The sequence below is a fragment of the Salinicola sp. CR57 genome (assembly GCF_003206585.1).
In the GTDB taxonomy this organism is placed as follows: domain Bacteria; phylum Pseudomonadota; class Gammaproteobacteria; order Pseudomonadales; family Halomonadaceae; genus Salinicola; species Salinicola lusitanus.
This window is the reverse complement of the sequence record NZ_PZJL01000011.1, coordinates 290,056-310,977: the sequence shown is the minus strand read 5'-3', so window position 1 is coordinate 310,977 and position 20,922 is coordinate 290,056. Positions and strand designations below refer to the sequence as shown.

Here is a 20,922-nt window from a genome sequence, read left to right as displayed (position 1 = left end):
ATGACGTCGATCACCGATCTGACGCTGGACCTGGCGGCGGTACGCCGGGACTTCCCGATACTTGAGCGGGAAGTTCACGGCAAGCCCCTGATCTATCTCGATAACGCGGCAACCAGCCAGACGCCGGTGGCCGTCATCGATAGTCTCGGCGACTACTACCGTCGTTACAACGCCAATATCCACCGCGGCCTGCATACCCTGGCCGACGAGGCGACCGCCGCCTTCGAGGGCGTTCGCGCGACGGTCCAGCGGCACCTCAACGCCTTCGAGCCGCGCGAGATCGTCTTCACCCGCGGGACCACCGAGGCGATCAATCTGGTGGCCAACAGTTGGGGGCGGGCCAATCTGCGTGCCGGCGACGAGGTCGTGGTGTCGCTGATGGAGCATCACTCCAATATCGTGCCCTGGCAACTGCTCGAGCGCGAGTTGGGTATCGTGATCAAGGTCATCCCGGTCGATGCACGCGGCGTGCTCGATCAGCAGGCCTATCGCGAGCTGCTGGGCGAGCGGACGAGGCTGGTCTGCGTCAACCATGTCTCCAACGCGCTTGGCACGATCAATCCCATCGCCGAGATGGCGCGCGATGCCCACGCCCATGGCGCCTTGATTCTGGTCGACGGCGCTCAGGCGGTGCCGCACCAGGCCGTCGACGTGCAGGCTCTGGATGCCGACTTCTACGCCTTCTCCGGCCACAAGGTGTATGGCCCGTTGGGTGCCGGCGCGCTCTATGGCAAGGCCTCCATTCTCGAGGCGATGCCCCCCTGGCAGGGGGGCGGGGAGATGATTTCACGCGTCTCCTTCGAGCGTGGCACCGAGTTTGCCGCCGTTCCCCACCGCTTCGAGGCGGGCACTCCGTCGGTGGCTGACGTGATCGCCATGGGCGCGGCCCTCGACTGGGTCAACGCGCTCGGTATCGAGCGCCTGTCGGCCTGGGAGCAGTGGCTGCTGGATCACGCCACGCAGAAGCTCGAACGGATCGATGGCTTGAAGATCATCGGCACGGCGCCGCAGAAGGCGAGCGTGATCTCGTTCGTCGTCGACGGCGCACATGCGCAGGATATCGGGCTGCTGATCGACCAGTTGGGCGTGGCGATTCGCACCGGGCACCACTGTGCCCAGCCGGTATTGAACCACTTCGGTGTCGAGGCGACCTGCCGTGCCTCGCTGGCGGTCTACAACACCCCGGAAGAGGTCGATGCCTTCGTCGAGGCATTGCAGCGCGTGCTGGGGATGCTGCGTTGAGCCGGTCCAGGCGCCCGGCCGGCTCGGGTCGACAACTCTCTCAGGAGCGACGATGGATCCGTTAAGCCAGGTCTACAAGGGCCAGGAGATGCCGCTGCAGCGAGATGTCGATGCCATCTCGATTCCGTTCGGCAAGACGGTCACGCTGGTCGAGGACAGCACGGTCGTGGTGATGCAGGCCAAGGGCAGTTCGGTCAGCGTCAGCTACGAAGGTCGCCTCTATCTGATCGAAGGGCATGATCTCGACTCGCTGGGTCTCGACGCCCTCGAGCGTCCCACGCTGGCCCCGGGCGCGAGCGAGGAAGAGATGGAAGCTTTCGTCTGGGCGCAGCTGCGCACCTGCTTCGACCCGGAGATACCGGTCAATATCGTCGACCTGGGGCTGGTCTACGGCTGTCGTATCGAACGCCTCTTGACCGGCGAGTGCATGGTGACCATCCGCATGACGTTGACCGCGCCGGGGTGCGGGATGGGCGATGTCATCGCCGAAGATGCGCGCCGCAAGATTCTGGGCGCGCCGCAGTTCTCCAAGGTCCACGTGGAAATCGTTTTCGATCCCCCTTGGAGCCGTGAGATGATGAGCGAAGAGGCGCGTCTTGAACTGGGAATGTTCTAAGGACTTTACAGACGGAGCCTGACGAACGTTCCCGGCTTGCACAGCCGGTTTCTGGCAGAGCAACGAACGCGATATGCTGATCGACATTTCAACGCGCCACCGGATTTCCGGTAGAGGCCCTCGGTGGCCGCTTCCTGTCAATCGACCTTGTTCTTCCCCATGTTCCGGCTGCTGAAGGGCGTGTTCAAGGCGCTGCTGGCCAGCCTGTCGCTGGTGGCTGTCGGTATCGTGGTGATCAACCTCTGGATACTGCAGAAAACCCACGCGCGCATCGAGCACGAGGTACCGCTGTGTACGGTGCAGCCAGTCGGCCTGGTCTTTGGCACTTCGCAGTGGTTGCGTCAGGGCGGTTCAAATCCCTACTACCAGGCCCGGATGGAAACCTCGGCGGAACTGCTGCGGTTGCACCGTGTCCAGCACCTGCTCCTCTCCGGCGACAACCGCACCCGCTACTACAACGAGCCGATCAGCATGTGGCGCTCCTTGAAGCATCGCAATGTCGACGATACCCACATGACTCTCGACTATGCCGGGTTCAGTACCTTCGATAGCGTGGTTCGGGCCAAGGAGGTCTTCGGCGCTGATCGGTTGATGCTGATCTCGCAGGATTGGCACCTGCCACGCGCGCTATTCATTGCCGATGCACTGGGCATCGAGGCGACCGGATGCGCCGTGCCCGACGACGGCATCAAGGGGGAGTGGCGATTGCGGTTGCGAGAGTGGCTGGCCCGTGCGGCGACGTTCGGGGATCTCTATTTCTGGGGGCGCGAGCCTTACTTCCTCGGGCCTCTCGAGCCGATCCGGCTATCGTCATGAACTCGGCGGGGCGCCGACCGTTCTCTCTCAGCGCTGGCGCTGCTGGAGCTTGTTGATTTCCCGAATCAGTGCCCGGCAATTCTTCCAGCAGCGCTCCAGTGGCGGCTCGAGCGCTTCCGGCAGGGGATGGGTGAAGGCCGTGCCCAGCGCCTGCATCAGAACTCGCTCCTGCTCGAGCAGTTCTCCCAGCAGCACGGCGCTATCGTTGCCGACGAAACTCTTGATACGGCTCCAGAGCCAGAGGTAGTCATCGCGTTCGACGTCGGCATCCCGTGGCAGGATGTCGAGATGCTCCCGCACCAACTGCTGGAGTTCATGCATGGCAGCCCCACGTTCCTCATAATGGGGTTTCAGGGCATTACGCAGCGCCGGACGCAGGCGATCGAGATTGTCCTGAAAATAGTCGAGACTGTCGGCCAGCGCTTCGAGCACGCTGTCCATCGCCACTTGGCGATTGTCGAGAAACATGTGCGGCCACCTCCTGAGGTGACACAAATTGTGCGGCCGGAAACACTGTTTTGCTACCCCTGGGGGCAGAAAAATTTAGGGTTTCCGGCTATTTGTTCCCTTTCTCTAGCTCAGCCCTTGGGTTTCGGCGGCGCCTTGCGTGGCGTGCTGGCATTTTTCTCCAGATGCTCGATGATCAGTCCCGCGATATCCTTGCTGGTCGCCGTCTCGATACCTTGCAATCCGGGCGAAGAGTTCACCTCCATGATCACCGGGCCGTGGTTGGAGCGCAGCAGGTCGACACCCGCCACGGACAATCCCATGGCCTTGGCCGCTCGGATGGCGGTGGAACGTTCTTCCGGGGTGATGCGGATGACACTGGCGGTGCCGCCACGGTGCAGATTGGAACGAAATTCGCCATCGGCGGCCTGGCGTTTCATCGATGCCACCACTTTGTCGCCGATGACGAAGCAGCGAATGTCGGCGCCCTTGGCCTCCTTGATGTACTCCTGCACCATGATGTTCGCCTTCATGCCCATGAAGGCCTGGATGACGGATTCCGCTGCCTGATTGGTTTCTGCCAGGACCACGCCGATGCCTTGGGTTCCCTCCAGCAGCTTGATCACCAGCGGCGCCCCCTTGGCCATGGTGATCAGGTCGGGAATGTCGTCGGGCGAGTGGGCGAAGCCGGTCACCGGGAGCCCCAGGCCCTTGCGCGACAGCAGTTGCAGTGAGCGCAGCTTGTCGCGGGACCGGGTGATGGAGACCGAGTCGTTGAGTACATAGGTGCTCATCATCTCGAACTGGCGCAGTACGGCGCAGCCGTAGAAGGTCACCGATGCCCCGATGCGCGGCACGATCGCGTCGAAGGACTCGAGTTCCGCACCCTTATAGTGGATCGAGGGGCGGTGCGACGCGATATTCATGTAGCAGCGCAGCGTGTCGACGACTCTGACACTGTGGCCACGCTGCTCGGCGGCCTCGATCAGGCGGCGCGTCGAGTATAGGTTGCGATTGCGTGACAAGATGCCGATATGCATGCGCGAGAGGCTCCGAGCCGTGGTGTGAGGGCGGTGGCGAGAGAAACGTCAGGGTTCACCGTGAAGGAACGCGGCGCCCGGGGCAACCAGCAGCCGTCGCATGGCGCGTCTCCCGAGCAGCATGGGATGACGCATGTTGCTGCGATCGGTCAAGGTCAGTTCGATGGGGAAATCCAGGCCACCGAGGAGGAGGCGGGTGCGGATGACATAGCGCCACTCCTGCTGCCCGTTGGAACTCCTGACTCTCCGCCGGTCGTGCAGCGGCAACTGGCACTCGTGATGCGCGATGGGCTGCCCGCTCGAGCGGGTGATGAACCGAACCCATGGGTGTCCGCTCTCTTCGTAGGGCTCGATCTGCTCGGCATGTAGCGCCGAGGTACGGGCCCCGGTGTCCGCCTTGCAGCACAGTGTCATCTGCAGGTCGGGTAGCGTCACCATCTCGCGTCGACCGATGATCGCCTGGACCTGATAGGGCATTGCTTTCATGAAATCATGCGTTCCGTTGTCTGACGAGCCGGCCCAGGGAGGAGTCCATCGGTGCCTGACGTAGCATCATCAATATGGGCAGCCGCAGGCGAGGGATCAATGCCAAATCACGCACGACGGGACGAAAGTCGACCTCCGGGCTCTCCGCCAGGCGCTGCAGAAACCGTTCGAGGCGGGCCTCGTGCTCGAGATGGTGCCAACCACGGGCGGCAATGGCGGCAAGACAGTCGGCGGCCATCAGGGCGTCGTCATCGAGAATGCGGCCCAGCCACTCCCCGACCCTGGCGTCCTCGCTACCCAGTAGGGCTCTCAACAGGGCGCAGAAGGCTTCGATATCCCGTCTCTCGCGAGCGCTGTCGAGCATGCTCCACAGTCTCGGTAGCAACTCGTCCGGGGTGTCACCATGTTCCAGCAGGTAGCAAAGCGCTAGAATCACCTCCCGCGGCATGGCATCGAGGCCTGCCACCAGCGCCCCGATTACCGCCGGGTCCTTGGCGACAACCTGGTCGGCCAATCCTTGGAGACCCAGCATCTGCCAGTCGAGCGACTCATCGCCGAGGAGATAGCGGCGTGTCATGTCAGAGAAAGCCGAGGGAGGCTGGCCGAAATGACGAGACAAGCGGGCGTGCAGCAGCGCTCGCTGGTGTAGCTCCGGTTCGAAGGCCAGCGGGTTGTCCTGCATCAGATTGTCTGGCGCCAGATCCTCGTTAGAGGATGCCGCGCGGGCGCTCAGGGTCTGCAGCAGACGGTCGAGGAACGCATCGCGAGGGGCGGGCACCAGTTGGCCCTGCTCATCCAGTGGTAGAGAAAGGAACCAGATGGCCGGGTCCGTTTCGAGTTCGGGCCAGCTCAACGCACAGGCGACCTGGGCACGGTCGTTCCAGGGGAGTGGCCAGGGCATCTGCTCCCGCTCGAATGCGGCGAAAGCGGCCTGTTCCATAGGGGTGACGCGACGGCCCAGGGTCGATATCACGACCTCCGCGCCGCTGCCCGAGAAGAAATCGCTGAGCGTTTGCATGATAGGGGGTCGCCGTCTCCATCGAGGCGCGCACTGTAACTTGCCGCGCCGGCGCTGGATAGGTCCTGGCCAAAAATTGATCAGTCTGCGCCGAGACATGCATTACGCCGCGTCGGGATAGGTGTCCCAAGTTTATCCACAGGCTCCTTCAGGTTTTTTGTGAGCAACCAGAACAGTTTCCACACCCACCATTTCAGGAGGAACAATGACCTCGCACGACAGATTGGCTCACGCCTTGCGTGAATTGGAATCGACGCTGATGGACGTCGGTTTGTGGGAGGCATCGCAACCCCAACCGTCGGCGTTCGAGAGCCAGCAGCCATTTTGCGTCGATACCATGTCGATGCCGCAATGGTTGCGCTACGTCTTCATCGCGCGGCTCCAGGCGCTGGTCGATGCCCGTGCCACCTTGCCCGCGACTTGCGCCGTCGCCCCGGCGATGGAGGTCTGGCTCAAGGACGAGCCGGCCTCGACGAGGGATCCGGTAGTGCGTGAGCTTGCCAACGTCGATCTTATCGTCACCCAGGCATGATCGATCGCGGTCGAGCCCCGCTGGCCGAATCCGAGGCACAAAAAAACCGGGCCCTTGGGCCCGGTTTCCGATAGCGACTGCCGTTCGCTTAGAAGCGAGCGGTGACACCGGCACCGACGGTGACCGGGTCGAGATCGATGTCGCGACCGCCACTGATGTCGGCGCTGACATCGGTGTACTGAGCGAAGGCGTTGAAGCCGAAGTTGTCGGTCACGTTCAGATCGACACCCAGCTGGCCCGCTGCGCCCCAGGAGTCGTCGACGCTACCGACACCGCTCTCGTCAGAGAACGTGGTGTAGTTGACACCGACGCCAGCATACGGCTGGACGCGAGAATCGAGGCCACCCAGCGGATAGTACTGCGCCATCAGGTTAATCGGGACCTGCTTGAAGGTACCGCCTTCAGCGTGGACCTTGGTTTCAGTCATGGAGCTCAGCTCGACGCCGATCTTGTCGTGAACCATGTAACCCAGGCCCAGGTAGGCGCCCTTGTCGTTGTCGCCGGTATAGCCGGTATCAACGTCTGTCTTGGCTACGCCCAGGCGGCCGTAGAAATCGCCAGCGCCGTAGGCGAATGCAGCTTGAGTTCCGAATGCGCAAGCGCCGGCGACTACCATTGCGGAAAACAGTTTGGTCTTGGTCATGATAAGTACTCCCTTTCTTTCATCATGAAGCCGTGTTACCGGCCTTCACATTCTATGAGACAACGTCGCTATGATAGGAAACGGTGTTTTTTATGTCCAGTAAAATTTTGAAACAGTGTTTTTTTACATTCCGGTAGCGTTTACGCCTGTCTGTGCGCAGTCGCCTTTCTACCGCTAGGATTAGCCTAGACGCTGACGGATGACGTCGCCAACCCAAGGTGGGCCGACGTCATCGACCGAGGAGAAGAGCGCCGTGGAGAGATACCGAAAGGATTGGATGTTGTCGATCGTGGTACCGGTCATGAACGAGGAGGAGGCGATCGACCGGTTTCTACAGGCGGTGGACCGAGAGTTGGGCGATAGACTGCCGGCACTGGAGGTATTGTTCGTCGACGACGGTTCCACCGACGCAACGCTCGAGAGGCTCCGCACGAGTGCGTCCCGGGATCCCAGGGTTCGGGTTCTCTCCTTGACGCGGAACTTCGGCAAGGAAGCTGCCATGACCGCCGGGCTGGATCACGCCCGGGGAGATGCCGTCGTGCCAATGGATGTCGATCTGCAGGATCCCCCTGCGGTGATCCTGGAGTTCATTCGGCTGTGGCAGGACGAAGGGTACGACATGATTTACGGCATTCGTGGCTCTCGAGACGAGGATACCCAGGCCAAGCGGGCCTCCGCCGGCCTTTTCTATCGCTTTTTCAACCGTTTGGCCGAAACGCACATTCCCAGCAATGCAGGGGATTTCCGGCTGCTGGATCGCCGTGTGGTGGAAGCCATCAAGCGGTTGCCCGAGCGCAACCGGTTCATGAAAGGCTTGTTCAGCTGGCCGGGATATCGCTCCATCGGTGTCTATTACGATCGGCCGGCTAGAGAGAGCGGGGAGAGCAAGTTCAATTTCTGGAAGCTGTGGAATTTCGCCATCGATGGTTTCGTCAGCTTTTCTACCTGGCCATTGCGTATCTGGATGTATTTCGGCGCCGTCATCGCCGGACTCGCCTTCCTTTATATTCTCCTCCTCGTCGGGCGCGTGATCGTGGTGGGCAATGATCTGCCTGGCTACGCATCGTTGATGACCGCGATCCTGTTTTTCGGCGGCATGCAGCTGTTGTCCGTCGGTATCCTGGGCGAGTACGTCGGGCGCCTTTTCATCGAGACCAAGCAGAGACCGCTCTATCTGGTCGCCGAGGATAGTCTGATCGATCGGGAGGGGCAGATCGGTGAGGGTAGCAGGGCCTACCACGGGTCTGGCGGCTCGTGAAGCGCCGGCTCAAGCGTGAGGCGAAGACGGCTGCCCGGTTCGGGCTGGTGGGCGGTGTGGCGACGGCCGCGCACCTGACGATTGCGGCCATCCTCAGCGCCCTGTGGCCGGAGCTGTCGGAATTCTTGGTCAATCTGTGCGGCTTTCTGGTTGCCTTCCAGATATCGCTGATCGGCCACCGACGCTTGACGTTCCGGCGCCGGGGGAAGGCCAGGCGCTTCTTCACCCTGGCCTTACTGGGGTTCGTTCTCAATAACGGTGTCCTCGCCATGCTGCTGGCTTCGACCCGAGTGTCCGGATTCTGGGCCATCGGCATTGCCACGCTTACCGTGCCAGTGATTACTTACGTCGGCTCACGATTGTGGGCGTTTCGCGAGCATCACCACTGACAATCGGTAATTCTTGGGCGCGGGCGCGGGCGCGGGCGCGGGCGACGGCGATGCCGGGACCGATTGGCGGTTCGGGTTGCTACTCACGATCGCGATTGTCCGTGTGATGGCAGGCACGAAAAAGGGCTCCCTCAGGAGCCCTTGATCTTGGCGTTCGAGCCATGCTCAGCGCGTGATCTGGCGATACTCGCCGGCGTCGCTGGTCATGCGGCTCACCACCACGATGGCGAGGAAGGAGGCGATGAAGCCGGGGATGATCTCGTAGACGCCGGGGCCGCCCAGGAACGAGTTGCTGAAGCCCAGCGCGATCCACACGATTACCGTCACCGCACCCACCACCATGCCGGCGATGGCGCCGGCGCCATTGGTTCGCGACCACATCAGCGACAGCAGGATCAGCGGGCCGAAGGCGGCGCCGAAGCCGGCCCAGGCGTTGCTGACCAGGCCCAGCACCTGGGAGTCGGGATTGGAGGCGATGATCGCTGCCACCAGGCCCACCGCGACCACGCTCAGACGACCAATGGTGACGGTCTCCTTCTCGCTCGCCTCCTTGCGCAGGAACAGGCGGTAGAAGTCCTCGGTGAGCGACGAGGAGGCCACCAGCAACTGGCTGGAAATGGTGCTCATGATCGCCGCCAGCAGCGCCGCGTAGAGGAAGCCGGTGATCAGCGGATGGAACAGCAGGTTGGAGAGGATGATGAAGATCGTCTCCGGGTCCTGCACCTCGAGGCCGTTGCGAATCGCATAGGCGCGGCCGAAGATACCGACCGAGATCGCGCCGACCAGCGAAATGAACATCCAGGTCATGCCGATGTTACGTGCCGTGGGCACGTCCTTGACAGAGCGGATCGCCATGAAGCGCACGATGATGTGCGGCTGGCCGAAATAGCCCAGGCCCCAGGTGACCGCAGAGAGCCAGCCGACGATGGTCAGCCCGTCGGTCCAGGAGAGCAGCGTGGGGTCTACCTGATTGAGCGTCTGCTGGGCCTGGCTGAATCCGCCGCCGCCCTCGCCGAAGAGCACCACCGCGGGCATGATCACCAGCGCCAGCATCATGATGCAGCCCTGCACGAAGTCGGTCATGCTCACCGCCAGGAAACCGCCGACCACGGTATAGACCAGCACCACCCCGAGGGTGAGGATCACGCCAGTGGCGTAGTCGCTCAGCCCGCCGATGTCGATGACGCCGGAGAAGGCGCTCTCGAACAGCTTGCCGCCGGCCACCAGGCCCGAGGCGGTGTAGACCGAGAAGAACACCACGATGACGATGGCCGAGACCGTGCGCAGCGACAGCGCGCGGGTCGGGAAGCGGTTGGCCAGAAACGCCGGAATGGTGATGGCATTACCGTAGTGAACGGTCTGCTCGCGCAGCCGTGGCGCGACCAGCAGCCAGTTGAAGAAGGCGCCGACGAACAGGCCGATTCCGATCCAGGCCGAACCCAGGCCGGAGACGAACATCGCCCCGGGCAGGCCCAATAGTAACCAGCCACTCATGTCCGAAGCGCCGGCCGACAGGGCTGCGACCTGGGGACTGAGCGTTCTCCCGCCCAGCATGTAATCCTCGGAAGTGGCAGTGGAGGTGCGCATGGCGTAGAGGCCGATGGCGATCATGAGCACGAAGTAGGCGATGAGGCTTATCCAGACACCGATAGCCATGAGGACGTCTCCTTTCTCTTAGTTATTAGATGTCACCGGCCCGGACAGGATGCCGCCGGGCCTGGAGTGTGCACGCGGCCCGGAGCGACGGCGGCTCGCGCTGCGGATGGCTGGCGAGGGGGCGTTGGCCCACTGTTGGTATTGTTTTCGATCATGCAGAACTTCCTTCAGCTTGTTGTCGTTGATGACGAGCGGGTATCACTCGTCTCCCATCGCTAGCAGCGAAGCATTCCCGCCCAGCGCAGCCGTGTTGATGGTGCGTGTCTTCTCGGTGGCGAAGCGTAACAGGTAGTGTGGCCCCCCGGCTTTCGGACCGGTACCGGAGAAGCCCTGGCCACCGAACGGCTGCACCCCGACGACGGCGCCGATGATATCGCGGTTGACGTAGACGTTGCCGACACGGATACGGCTGGCGACATGCTGAGTGAAGCTTTCGTTACGGCTGTGGACACCGAACGTCAGGCCGTAGCCCTTGGCGTTGATGGCGTCGATGACGTCTTCCAACTGGTCGGCGCGATAGCGGGCGATGTGCAAGAGAGGCCCGAACTGCTCCGCTTGCATCGATTCGATGCCGTCGATGGCGAAGGCCATGGGCGCCACGAAGGTGCCGTTGCCGGTCTGTGCCGGATCGAGCTTGGCTTCGGCGAGCAAGCGCCCCTCAGCCTTCATCTTCTCGATATGGGCGAGCAGTCCTTCGCGAGCCTCCTCGTCGATGACCGGGCCGACATCGGTGCCGAGATCACGGGGATCACCGATTCGCAGCTCTTCCATGGCCCCACGCAGGATCTCGATGACGCGATCGGCAATGTCTTCCTGCAGGTAGAGAACGCGGAGGGCGGAACAGCGCTGGCCGGCACTCTGGAACGCCGAGTGGACGACATCCGCGACGACCTGCTCGGGCAGGGCGGTGGAGTCGACGATCATCGCGTTCATGCCGCCGGTCTCGGCGATCAACGTAGGCAGGGCGGCATTCTCTCTCGCGGCCAGTGCCCGGTTGATAACCTGCGCGGTATCGGTGGAGCCGGTGAAGACCACGCCAGTAATGCGTGGGTCGCTACTCAGCACGCTACCCACGGTGGGGCCGTCGCCCGGTAGCAGCTGGACCACGTCGCGCGGCATGCCGGCCTCGAACAGCAGTTCGATCACTCGGTTGGCGACCAGCGAGGTCTGCTCGGCGGGTTTGGCCAGCACGCTGTTGCCGGCCACGGCAGCCGCCACCAACTGCCCGGTGAAGATTGCCACCGGGAAGTTCCACGGGCTGATGGCGGCAAACACGCCCTTGCCGCTCATCGTCAGCTCGTTGGATTCACCGGTCGGCCCCGGCAGGACGGTTGGTTCGGCGAACAGTTCGCGGGCGCGGGCGGCATAGTAGCGGCAGAAATCCACCGCCTCGCGAATCTCGTCGACGCCATCGGTGAGCAGCTTGCCGCCCTCGCGTGAACAGAGCGTCATCAATTCCGGCAGATGGGTTTCCATCAGATCCGCGTGACGCTCGAGAATGGCCGCGCGCTCGTCGACCGGCGTCTCGCTCCATCGGGGAAAGGCTTTCCAGGCGATATCGACGGCCTGTTGGGCCTGCTCGCGTGTCGCCCACTGCACGCTGCCTACCGGCTGGCGGCGGTCGTAGGGGCTGGTGACTGGCTGACGCTGGCTGTCGTCGTCGGCGATGTCGATGCCCAGCAGCGGCTTGGCGTGATATTCCCGGTCCATGAACTCCGCCATGCGGTCGATGAGCGGCTGGTATTGACTGCTGATGTTCAAGTTGACGCCTTTGGAGTTCTTGCGTGCCGGACCGTAGATGTCCTTCGGCAACGGAATTTTGGGATTGGCGAAGGTCGGGTAGGGCTTGAGCGTGGCGATCGGATGGACGCATAGAGACTCGACCGCCACCCGCGGATCGACCAGCTGGTGGACGAATGACGAGTTGGCGCCATTTTCCAGCAGCCGGCGGACCAGGTACGGCAGCAGGTCCTTGTGTGCGCCAACGGGTGCATAGATGCGGCAGTAGGTGCCCTGCGGGGCTCGCTTGAGCGCCGCGTCGTAGAGCGCCTCGCCCATGCCATGAAGTCGCTGGAACTCGAAGGCGCGATTCGCGTCGTTGGCCAGTTCGAGAATACTCGTGATGGTGTGGGCGTTGTGCGTCGCGAACTGGGGGAAAATGCGGCCGCGGGTATTGTCGGAGAGCAGGAACTGGGCGCAGGCGAGGTACGCCACATCCGTGCAAGCCTTGCGGGTATAGACCGGGTAGCCATCGACGCCGAGCTTCTGCGATTCCTTGATCTCGGTATCCCAATAGGCGCCCTTGACCAGCCGCAGAGGGATCTCGTCGCCCTGCTGATCGGCCAGGCGATTGATGTAGTGCAGTACCGGCAGGCAGCGCTTGGCATAAGCCTGAACCACCAGGCCGAAGTGGCCCCAGCCACGGCAGACATCACTTTCGAAAACCGCGCGGAAGACCTCCAGCGAGAGTTCGAGACGGTCCACCTCTTCGGCGTCGACGGTCAGCGCCACATGGCGCTCCCGAGCCAGTTCCACCAACTGCTTGACGGTGTCGACCAGTTCCTCGAGCACCTGGGTGCGACGACCGAACTCGTAGCGTGGATGCAGTGCGGAGAGCTTGATCGAGACAGACGGGGCCGGCGTGCTGGCGTCCAGCTTGAGGCTGGTTTCACCGACCTGGCGGATTGCCGAGGCGTAGTCGTCGAAATAGCGCTTGGCGTCCTGACGGGTGCGGGCCGCTTCGCCCAGCATGTCGTAGGAGTAGGTGTAGCCCTTGTTGAACAGCGGCTTGGAGCGCTTCAAGGCTTCATCGATGGTGCGGCCCAGCACGAACTGCTGGCCCATGATCTTCATCGCCTGGTACATGGCGCTGCGAATCACCGGCTCGCCCATGCGATTGACCATGCGGTTGATGAAATTGGCGGGCTTGCCCTCTCTTGGCTTGTCCAGCTGGATGACGTTGCCCGTCATCAGTAGACCCCAGGTCGAAGCGTTGACGAACCACGACTCGCTCTGTCCCAGGTAGCGCTTCCAGTCGGCGACGCCTAGCTTGTCCTCGATCAGTGCATCAGCGGTGGCTTTGTCGGGGATACGTAGCAGCGCCTCCGCCAGACACATCAGCAGCACGCCTTCCTGGGTGTCGAGACTGTACTGCTGGAGGAGTTCGTCGATGGAGTCGACGGCGGTGTCCATGGTGCGAACGTCGCGGACCAGTTGCGCCGTCTTGTCGCCGATGCGCGCGAAATCCGTCTCGTCGGCGTCCAACATGGCGCAAAGCTGTTCGAGGTAGGCGTTCTCGTCAACCACATAGTGGTCGCTGATCCTGGCGAACAGCGTCTCCAGCGAAGTCTGCCAGGTAGCGGCATCCAGCATTTGGTCGGCTTTTAGCATTGTTTAACCCCGTGATAATCGGCGTTGGCGGTGATGCCCGCTTGCCGGAAGCGTACGGTGAACTGCGCCAAGGGATAGGCGTGGTGGCTGACTCTATCGTGAAACAGGTGGGCGGTACTTGCCAATTATCCGGGGGAATTTGCGAAAAAGGCCGGCTTGTCGCGCTAACGGGAGGGGCGTCGCAGCTGCATGGGCGGATGGCCATAGCGACGACGAAAGGCATTGCTCAGGGCGCTTTGATTGGCGAATCCCGTGCGTTCCGCGATATCCGCCAGCGGCATGTCGGTCAACGTTGTCAATTCACGGGCTCGGTTCAAACGCAGCCGCATCACGAACTGATAGGGAGTGATGCCGGTCTGTTCGCGAAATCGTTCGGCGAAGTGCGCCTCGCTCAGACAGACCAGGCGGGCCAGGTCAGAGACGCTCAGGCGTCGGTCCAGCCGTTCCAGAACGAACTGCTCGAGCCGTTGAACGTCGAGTGATCGGCTTGCTCGCTTGGCCAGCGAGGAGGAGCCCAGCGGCGCGTTCATGCGGGCGTGCAGTGAACTGAGCAGAGTGGCGACCAGCAGATCCCCGGGTGCGTGGCTGGCTTGACCCATCTCGTTGACCAGGAACTGCAGGTAGTGCTGTAGCGATTCATCGAGAGAAAAGTACCCCGGTCTATCGAACAGGGCTCTCGATCGCCGATTCATGCCGGTCAGGGCAGAGGCATCGTCCGGCAGGTCGATGATCAACTGGCGGTTATCCCCGATGCCCTCGTAGTAATGTTCGATATTGGCAGGCACGAGGCAGCCCGAGAGTGGCGCAACGACACCTCCCTGACCGGCGATCTCGAATTCCGCGTAACCAGACAGCCCGATCACGAGCTGGTGATAGTCGTGGTGATGGTGCTGGATGGCGTTGTCGAGCGGCGCCAGCCGGATGGTATCGGTCATGGCGTTCGTCGCGGCATGGCGGGATCAGGCATGATACTCACTTCCTTGGAGTGCCTGATGGGCAGCCAGGTGATCGCGCAGCGCCACCAGCTCTTCCCTGCCTTTACGAGAGAAGAGCGATCCCCCCTGGGCCGCCTGCCACGGGCGGCCGTGGGTTTCCATCAGGTGCTGGCTGCGGCGGCGCAGGTTTTCCAGGTAGGCATCGTGCCGGATCGGATAGCCGATCAAGGTGTGCCAGCGTGTTTCGCTGGCTCGGTTGTCCAGCACCGCGTCGAACAGGTCGAGAAGGTCCTGTGGCTGGGTTCGATAACGGGGGGTGCGCGAAAGCATCAGCGCCGCCACGGTGGCCAGACTGATCAGCAGGCAGACGAGAAAGACCACGAAGAATAGTGGCATGCAGAGGCTCCGGGGCGCGGCAGTCGGCACAGTTTACCATGCTGGCGGCGGCGCCCAAATGTTGCTGACACGGCGCTTGGCGAGGCGTGTCCAGCTCGATGTCGATCGCGAGTAGGTCAACGACAGGTCGAGCTGGAGAAAATGGAGCCGCCCGGGTGTCATGAGGTCGTCATGCTGGCTGATCGATCTCTGGGGGGGGCGATAGCCATCGACAGGAGGGAGCGGACTTGGCGGTGATCGCGCATATCGCCGCCACCTGGATAAAAAAACGCCGCGCTGGGCGCGGCGATAACGATCATTACAGTAAGCTCGAGAATCCCTGTAGCGACTGCTATTCAGTATCTCTTGATCGTTATGAGTCGTTATCGGCGAAAAAGTTCCTTGACGCGAACGAGACCGCCGAGTAGCTCTCGCTGAAGCGGGTGGTCGCGCCGGTCAAGGCAACGCTCTGGCGCCGGAGGCGGCGGGTATGTTGGCGTCCCACTGCCTGACTTGGCCGTTCTCGGCTACCCAGAACACCATGACGCCCTGGCGTAGGCAGAACTCCTTCATCCCGGCCATACGGCGGCGAAAGTCGGTGGTGTCGGGGAGCGCCAGCGATACCTGCGCCGTCTCGTCAGGCATTTCGCTGTCCTGGATGAGATAGAAAAAGGCTTGGGTGATCTCCATCCAGGAGTCCTGGCCGACATCCAGGCTGAATTCTCCCCGGCAGTCGACGATCAGGCGCCTCTGTCCGAAAACGGACGTGGCTTCGAGGTCGATTTCCGGTCGAGTGCCCAGTCGGCTGGGCCCACATCGATAGCCGTTGCTGGCGAGCCAGTGGGACATCGCCTGGACGACATGAGTATGAGTTATTGATGCCATCGTTTTTGTCATGAGTTTAATTAATGTTATGAAATGACGCGATTAGCTTCTGGTTTGATATTTCAATGATAAGATTAACATAGACTCGTTCCCGGATAGATGCATAGTTCGTATAGGGTCACTCCTGTTCTGCATGGTCTGACACGAACAGCGATTTCGTCTGTGAGTGGCGCCTTGTCTATGGTTTTTCAGTGACTTCTGGCGCCATGGCTATGGTTTGTGCCCGTTCAGTGGGGGATCGGGGAAAACAGAAATATGCCAAGTGATTGCTTGGGTCAGTGACCGAAGTTCGCCATTCCACGTAGTTAAGATACTTCTGTTTTAATATTAAAGTTCTAGTTTGATACGAGCGTTCGACAACGGTTGCCCGATACGCCGCGGCGGCGTAAAGAGCCCGCGGCTCGAGGCGTCATCTATCGATCAGTCAAAACCGGCGCGGTATTCACCGGCACACCTGCAAGAATATTGCCGGCCAACGGTTCCCATACCGCAGGCTTGCGTGAATAATCGCAGACCAACCCCATTAGACTAAAGTAGGAGGCGGCCGTGGCTGACGCTCACTCGACCGACACAGCAAGGCCTTCCCGACGGTATGCGTTACTGATCGAAATGGCGCTGGCCGTGGGAGGATTCGCCATTGGCGTGGGCGAGTTCACCATCATGGGTCTGATGCCGGATGTGGCCAAGGCTTTGAACATCTCCGAGCCGCAGGTGGGCAATGTCATCAGTGCCTACGCGCTGGGCGTCGTCGTGGGGGCGCCATTGATCGCCGTCATGGGATCGCACTTCTATCGGCGCCATCTTCTGCTGATGCTGATGGCATTTTTTGCGCTGGGCAATATCGCCAGCGCCTTGGCACCGGACTATCACACCTTGATGATCTTCCGGTTCATCTCCGGACTGCCTCACGGCGCCTATTTTGGCGTCGCCTCTCTGGTCGCGGCCTCGCTCGTGCCCTCGCACAAGCGGGCTCAGGCGGTGAGCAGGGTCATGTCCGGATTGACTATCGCCATGCTGATAGGCAATCCGCTTGCGACCTGGCTGAGCCAGATGCTGAGCTGGCGTCTGGCCTTTGCCCTGGTCGGTGGTATTGCCGTCTTGACGGTCATTCTGGTGTTCATCTACCTGCCATTGAACCGAGACGAGAAGCGTAACAGCCCAGCCCAGGAGCTCACCGCGCTCAAGCGTTCTCAAGTCTGGTTGACGTTGGGTATCGGCGCGATCGGCTTCGCCGGCATGTTCTGTGTCTTCAGTTACCTGGCCCCGGTCCTCGTCAACGTGACGCAGGTATCGCCGTACTGGATTCCCGTGGCCCAAGCGGCGTTTGGCGCTGGCGCCATCATCGGCAATATCGTCGGCGGCAGGCTATACGACCGCATGCAGCTCAAGGGGGTTGGCTGGTTGCTGGTCTGGTGCATCGCCATCCTGCTGCTCTTTCCGCTGGCGGCGCAGTCGCTATGGTCGATTCTGCTGATCTGTGTGGCGGTCGGTACCATGGTATCGCTGTCCCCGGCGCTGCAGACACGCCTGATGGATGTGGCAGCGGATGCCCAGACGCTGGCTGCCGCTTCCAATCACGCCGCTTTCAATGTGGCCAACGCGCTGGGGCCATGGCTCGGCGGCATGGCCATCGGCGCCGGACTGGGATGGACCGCGACCGGCTACGTTGGGGCGGCAACGGCGGCAGCGGGGCTGGTCGTGTTCTTCTTCGCCTATCGCCAGCAGCGCCGGTACGGTTGAGTGCGGAGGGATCGAGTCGAATCGTTGAATCGGAGAGGGGCCTGACCCGGCAGGGTCAGGCCCCTCAATAGCGATATACGGGGGTCAGGCGATCTCGGTGACCGCGGCCGAGGGGGCAGGGAAAGGAGTGCATGCATCCTCGCTAGGGCAGCGTTCGCACTTGATACTGACTGCCGCCTGCTCTTCTGCGTCAGGGGATGTCACTGGTAGCGGCTGCTCGTGGCCACAAGCACGACAGCATGCCATCAATGAACTCTCGGTTTGCTTGACCGTGAACATTTCCATCGGGTTCTCCTTAACCATGACGTGCGGCGCGTACTCGGCACTGCGCCCGTAAATCTTGTACGACTATAGTCTGACGTCAACTGTATAGCCGAGCACGGAAAATGCAAGATCGGTCAGTATCTCAGGGGCTGGGGGCCTCCCCATGGCAGCGGCGATACGAACGGAACGTCGAATGCCGCCAGTGTGCCGATCCGCTCGGGATTACGCCTGAACCCGTGCATCGTTTCGTCGCTTTTCTCCGTAGCGCGAGCCTGGGCCTTCAATCGCTCGTCGATCAGCCGGCCACTTTCCTGGCGGTGAGGGGCGGCTGTCATTGACGGCTCCAGCGTGCCCTGATGTAGCCGACGATGCGAAACGGCGGGTGGCGAACGCTCTCCACGGTCACACCGTGAAGCTGCTCTCCGCTGACGCGCATTCTGCCGGAGGCCAGATGCTCGAGATATTGAATCTGCAGAATTCCTTCCCGCTCCAGCAGATAGAGACCGTCCTGCTGAAACTTGTCGCACGGCAGGACGGCGGCCAGATCCCCCTCGAATAGGAAATCGAACGATTCGTTTTCTGCTGGCGTCACCAGATGACAATCCTGAGTCAGCAGTTGCAGCGTGGACATCGCGTCCGGCTCCGCTGTCTGTTGCTCCCAGGGAGCCGCCAGGTGCGAATGGAGGCTCAAGACGGCTCGATTCGACATCTGTGAGTCGACCGCCATCGCATTGAGGACATCGTCGTCGAGGAGCTGCTTGATCGAACAGTTCAGTGCCGAGGTGAGCGCCACGAGACGCTCATGGCCGATCTGCTTGATGGTACCTGACTCCCAATAGGAAATCGTGACGTCAGAGACGCCCACCCGTCTTGCCAGTGCAGCCTTGCTCATTCCTGCCTGAAGGCGGAGTTGTTTGATTCGTGGTCCTAACCCGTCCATCCATGAATCTCGCCTGCGTATTGGTGCTGTGAGGATATCCACTCATTGCCGAAGTATGTTTCGGGTTGCGAGCTTGTTGTCATATGTTTGTCTAATTTTCCGATCAAAGCGTTGGCTCGAAGCAGTGAATCGTCAAGCCATAATTTCATTGCCTCGGTGTTTTCCAGTCCTCAGTGCTCGTTCCTCTACAACGCAGGGTAGGGCAGCTAGCGCTGCAGCCTGCCCTCGGGAAGGCGTACAATCACAGCGCTCGTTCATCAACGGAATGGAATTCATGACGGTACGCACGCGCATCGCGCCTTCACCGACAGGCGATCCCCACGTCGGGACGGCTTACATCGCACTCTTCAATCTCTGCTTCGCTCGCCTGCACGGCGGGCAGTTCATTCTGCGAATCGAAGATACCGATCGCCAGCGCTCCACCGCCGAGTCGGAGAAAATGATTCTCGACTCCCTGCGCTGGCTGGGGCTGGACTGGGATGAAGGGCCGGACATCGGTGGACCTCACGGCCCTTATCGGCAAAGTGAACGAGGCTCCATCTATGCTCAGCATGCCGAACGACTGCTCGAGGACGGGCATGCCTTCAAATGCTACCGCACCAGCGAAGAGCTGGACGCTCTGCGTGAAGAGCGAAGGGCGGCGGGGCTGCATCTGGCGTTGAAGCCTCACGACCTGGCGCTGGACCCCGAAGAACAGCGCAGGCGGGAAGCGGCCGGTTACCCCTACGTCATTCGACTGCAGGTGCCTTCCGAAGGTGTCTGTGTCGTCCAGGACATGCTTCGTGGGCAGATAGAGGTCGATTGGGCGCAGGTCGACGCTCAGATTCTCATGAAGTCGGATGGCATGCCGACCTACCATCTGGCCAATGTGGTCGACGACCATCTGATGGGGATCACCCACGTCCTCCGGGGAGAAGAGTGGATCAATTCCGCTCCCAAGCATCAATTGCTGTACGAATATTTCGGCTGGCCGATGCCTGAGCTATGCCACATGCCGTTGCTGCGCAACCCGGACAAGTCGAAGTTGTCCAAGCGCAAGAATCCGACCTCGATCAACTACTACCGCCGGATGGGGTTCCTGCCGCAGGCGGTCACCAACTATCTCGGGCGGATGGGATGGTCGATGCCGGACGAGCGCGAGAAGTTCAGTCTCGACGAGATGATGGCTCACTTCGACCTTCAGCGGGTCTCGTTGGGTGGCCCGGTTTTCGATCTCGACAAATTGAGCTGGCTCAACGGCGTCTATATCCGCGAGGACCTGGACGATGCGGCGCTCCTGGAAGCGTTGCGCGAGTGGGCGTTCAACGAGGCGTATGTCGGACAGATCCTGCCCCAGATTCGCCCGCGGATCACCACGCTATCCGATGCGATGCCGCTGGCCGGCCATTTCTTCGCCGGCCTGCCCGAGATCGACGAGAAGAGCTTCGACGGCGTCAACCTCGAGCGCGAGACGCTGGTGACGCTGCTGCAGTTCTTGGTGTGGCGGCTGGAGAGTGTGGCGTACTGGGAGAAGGATGCACTGCTGGAGCAGGTCAAGCTGCTGGCGGAGCACTTCGAGCTGAAGATGAAGTCTTTCCTGGCGCCCGTGTTCATCGCGGTGACGGGAAGTTCCCACTCGACATCGGTACTCGATGCCATGGCGATTCTCGGCTCGGATGTCACGCGGGCGCGCCTTCGCCATGCGATCGAGGTGCTCGGCGGTGTTTCCAAGAAACAGGCCAAGCGTCTTGAGAAGCAGTATCGCGAGCTGTAACTCGATACCAGCCATGTCAGGGCGGTTCGATTTTTTCTGTGTAAAGCGTTGACTTATCAGTGGGATGGCCGTATATTTCGCCCCGTTCTTGGAACGGGGCCTTAGCTCAGCTGGGAGAGCGCAACACTGGCAGTGTTGAGGTCAGCGGTTCGATCCCGCTAGGCTCCACCACAAGAACTGACCTTCGCGTCGTCTTCAGCGTCCCATTCGTCTAGTGGTCTAGGACACCGCCCTTTCACGGCGGTAACAGGGGTTCGAACCCCCTATGGGACGCCACTTCTTCCTTCTCTAATTTCTCTTACCGATATCCAGCTTCGTGAGTTTCTGTGGCTGTTGATAACTGATCGGTATCGATCCCTCCAGGCTTGACATTCTGCCGGCTTTTCCACCGTGCGCGATTCGCTACCCCCTTGACGCCGCTAACTTACTGAAAATAGGTAAATGAAAATTTTACCTATTAAAATCAATGGTTTAGTTGTGGTTAAAAATTAAGCAAT

General features: G+C 61.3%; 20 protein-coding genes and 2 tRNA genes. 10 read left to right on the top strand and 12 right to left on the bottom strand.

The annotated features are described in order from the left end of the window. The 3 genes from DOM56_RS16815 to DOM56_RS16805 all read left to right on the top strand — a co-directional run bounded on the left by DOM56_RS16815 (position 1) and on the right by DOM56_RS16805 (position 2,674). Positions 1–1,242 carry a cysteine desulfurase gene (locus tag DOM56_RS16815; RefSeq protein WP_110710186.1) on the top strand — a complete coding sequence of 414 codons (1,242 nt, stop codon included), beginning with the start codon at positions 1–3 and terminating at the stop codon, positions 1,240–1,242. Positions 1,243–1,294: 52 nt separating this feature from the next. Further along, entirely contained in the window at positions 1,295–1,858 is a 564-nt protein-coding gene (gene sufT, locus DOM56_RS16810) for a putative Fe-S cluster assembly protein SufT (RefSeq protein WP_110710185.1), read from the top strand. 123 nt (positions 1,859–1,981) lie between these two features. After that, on the top strand, positions 1,982–2,674 hold the full coding sequence (locus DOM56_RS16805) for an ElyC/SanA/YdcF family protein (RefSeq protein WP_232822342.1): 693 nt from the start codon (positions 1,982–1,984) through the stop codon (positions 2,672–2,674). 27 nt (positions 2,675–2,701) lie between these two features. On the opposite strand, the gene DOM56_RS16800 is transcribed toward DOM56_RS16805, so the two are convergent. The 4 genes from DOM56_RS16800 to DOM56_RS16785 form a co-directional block, all read right to left on the bottom strand. Beyond that, the gene (locus tag DOM56_RS16800; RefSeq protein WP_110600667.1) at positions 2,702–3,142 is read right to left on the bottom strand and encodes a hypothetical protein; all 441 of its coding nucleotides are present in this window, start codon (positions 3,140–3,142) and stop codon (positions 2,702–2,704) included. Between the two features lie 110 nt (positions 3,143–3,252). Further along, positions 3,253–4,161, bottom strand: a complete 909-nt coding sequence (rimK, locus tag DOM56_RS16795) for a 30S ribosomal protein S6--L-glutamate ligase (RefSeq protein WP_110710183.1) — start codon at positions 4,159–4,161, stop codon at positions 3,253–3,255. 48 nt (positions 4,162–4,209) lie between these two features. Beyond that, positions 4,210–4,647 carry a RimK/LysX family protein gene (locus tag DOM56_RS16790; RefSeq protein WP_110600670.1) on the bottom strand — a complete coding sequence of 146 codons (438 nt, stop codon included), beginning with the start codon at positions 4,645–4,647 and terminating at the stop codon, positions 4,210–4,212. Positions 4,648–4,651: 4 nt separating this feature from the next. After that, positions 4,652–5,665: a DUF3549 family protein gene (locus DOM56_RS16785; RefSeq protein ID WP_110710182.1), complete on the bottom strand. Its 1,014-nt coding sequence runs from the start codon at positions 5,663–5,665 to the stop codon at positions 4,652–4,654. Between the two features lie 205 nt (positions 5,666–5,870). Here DOM56_RS16785 and DOM56_RS16780 point away from each other — a divergent pair, with 205 nt between their 5' ends. After that, on the top strand, positions 5,871–6,197 hold the full coding sequence (locus tag DOM56_RS16780; protein ID WP_110600673.1) for a YqcC family protein: 327 nt from the start codon (positions 5,871–5,873) through the stop codon (positions 6,195–6,197). A gap of 88 nt (positions 6,198–6,285) precedes the next feature. On the opposite strand, the gene DOM56_RS16775 is transcribed toward DOM56_RS16780, so the two are convergent. Then, complete coding sequence (locus DOM56_RS16775) at positions 6,286–6,840, bottom strand: OmpW family outer membrane protein (protein ID WP_110600675.1); 555 nt, start codon at positions 6,838–6,840, stop codon at positions 6,286–6,288. Between the two features lie 253 nt (positions 6,841–7,093). Here DOM56_RS16775 and DOM56_RS16770 point away from each other — a divergent pair, with 253 nt between their 5' ends. After that, complete coding sequence (locus DOM56_RS16770) at positions 7,094–8,098, top strand: glycosyltransferase family 2 protein (protein ID WP_232822341.1); 1,005 nt, start codon at positions 7,094–7,096, stop codon at positions 8,096–8,098. Then, a complete protein-coding gene (locus DOM56_RS16765; RefSeq protein ID WP_110710180.1) occupies positions 8,095–8,487 on the top strand; it encodes a GtrA family protein in 393 nt (130 codons plus the stop codon). The genes DOM56_RS16770 and DOM56_RS16765 overlap by 4 nt, the downstream gene beginning before the upstream one ends. Before the next feature lie 165 nt (positions 8,488–8,652). Here DOM56_RS16765 and putP read toward each other — a convergent pair whose 3' ends face one another. From putP to DOM56_RS16740, 5 genes are all read right to left on the bottom strand, one after another. Beyond that, positions 8,653–10,143 (bottom strand): sodium/proline symporter PutP, encoded by a 1,491-nt coding sequence (gene putP, locus DOM56_RS16760; protein ID WP_110710179.1) that lies wholly within the window; start codon positions 10,141–10,143, stop codon positions 8,653–8,655. 198 nt (positions 10,144–10,341) lie between these two features. Continuing rightward, positions 10,342–13,533 carry a bifunctional proline dehydrogenase/L-glutamate gamma-semialdehyde dehydrogenase PutA gene (gene putA / locus DOM56_RS16755; RefSeq protein WP_110710178.1) on the bottom strand — a complete coding sequence of 1,064 codons (3,192 nt, stop codon included), beginning with the start codon at positions 13,531–13,533 and terminating at the stop codon, positions 10,342–10,344. Positions 13,534–13,697: 164 nt separating this feature from the next. Further along, positions 13,698–14,468, bottom strand: a complete 771-nt coding sequence (locus tag DOM56_RS16750) for a helix-turn-helix domain-containing protein (RefSeq protein WP_110710177.1) — start codon at positions 14,466–14,468, stop codon at positions 13,698–13,700. 24 nt (positions 14,469–14,492) lie between these two features. Next, positions 14,493–14,864 (bottom strand): hypothetical protein, encoded by a 372-nt coding sequence (locus DOM56_RS16745; RefSeq protein WP_110710176.1) that lies wholly within the window; start codon positions 14,862–14,864, stop codon positions 14,493–14,495. A gap of 435 nt (positions 14,865–15,299) precedes the next feature. Continuing rightward, positions 15,300–15,728, bottom strand: a complete 429-nt coding sequence (locus tag DOM56_RS16740; protein ID WP_157958262.1) for a hypothetical protein — start codon at positions 15,726–15,728, stop codon at positions 15,300–15,302. 546 nt (positions 15,729–16,274) lie between these two features. On the opposite strand from DOM56_RS16740, the gene DOM56_RS16735 reads away from it, so the two are divergent. After that, positions 16,275–17,468, top strand: coding sequence for an MFS transporter (locus DOM56_RS16735; RefSeq protein ID WP_232822340.1), 1,194 nt, complete (start codon positions 16,275–16,277; stop codon positions 17,466–17,468). 398 nt (positions 17,469–17,866) lie between these two features. Here DOM56_RS16735 and DOM56_RS16730 read toward each other — a convergent pair whose 3' ends face one another. Together DOM56_RS16730 and DOM56_RS16725 are read right to left on the bottom strand one after the other, a co-directional pair. Next, positions 17,867–18,067 (bottom strand): hypothetical protein, encoded by a 201-nt coding sequence (locus tag DOM56_RS16730; protein WP_110710173.1) that lies wholly within the window; start codon positions 18,065–18,067, stop codon positions 17,867–17,869. Next, positions 18,064–18,672, bottom strand: a complete 609-nt coding sequence (locus DOM56_RS16725; protein WP_110710172.1) for a helix-turn-helix transcriptional regulator — start codon at positions 18,670–18,672, stop codon at positions 18,064–18,066. The genes DOM56_RS16730 and DOM56_RS16725 overlap by 4 nt, the downstream gene beginning before the upstream one ends. 274 nt (positions 18,673–18,946) lie before the next feature. Between DOM56_RS16725 and gltX the strand changes: the two genes are divergently transcribed. From gltX to DOM56_RS16710, 3 genes are all read left to right on the top strand, one after another. Next, a complete protein-coding gene (gene gltX, locus DOM56_RS16720; protein ID WP_110710245.1) occupies positions 18,947–20,425 on the top strand; it encodes a glutamate--tRNA ligase in 1,479 nt (492 codons plus the stop codon). 95 nt (positions 20,426–20,520) lie between these two features. Beyond that, positions 20,521–20,596 (top strand) — tRNA-Ala (locus DOM56_RS16715). A gap of 29 nt (positions 20,597–20,625) precedes the next feature. Next, positions 20,626–20,701 (top strand) — tRNA-Glu (locus DOM56_RS16710). Positions 20,702–20,922: the final 221 nt, after the last annotated feature.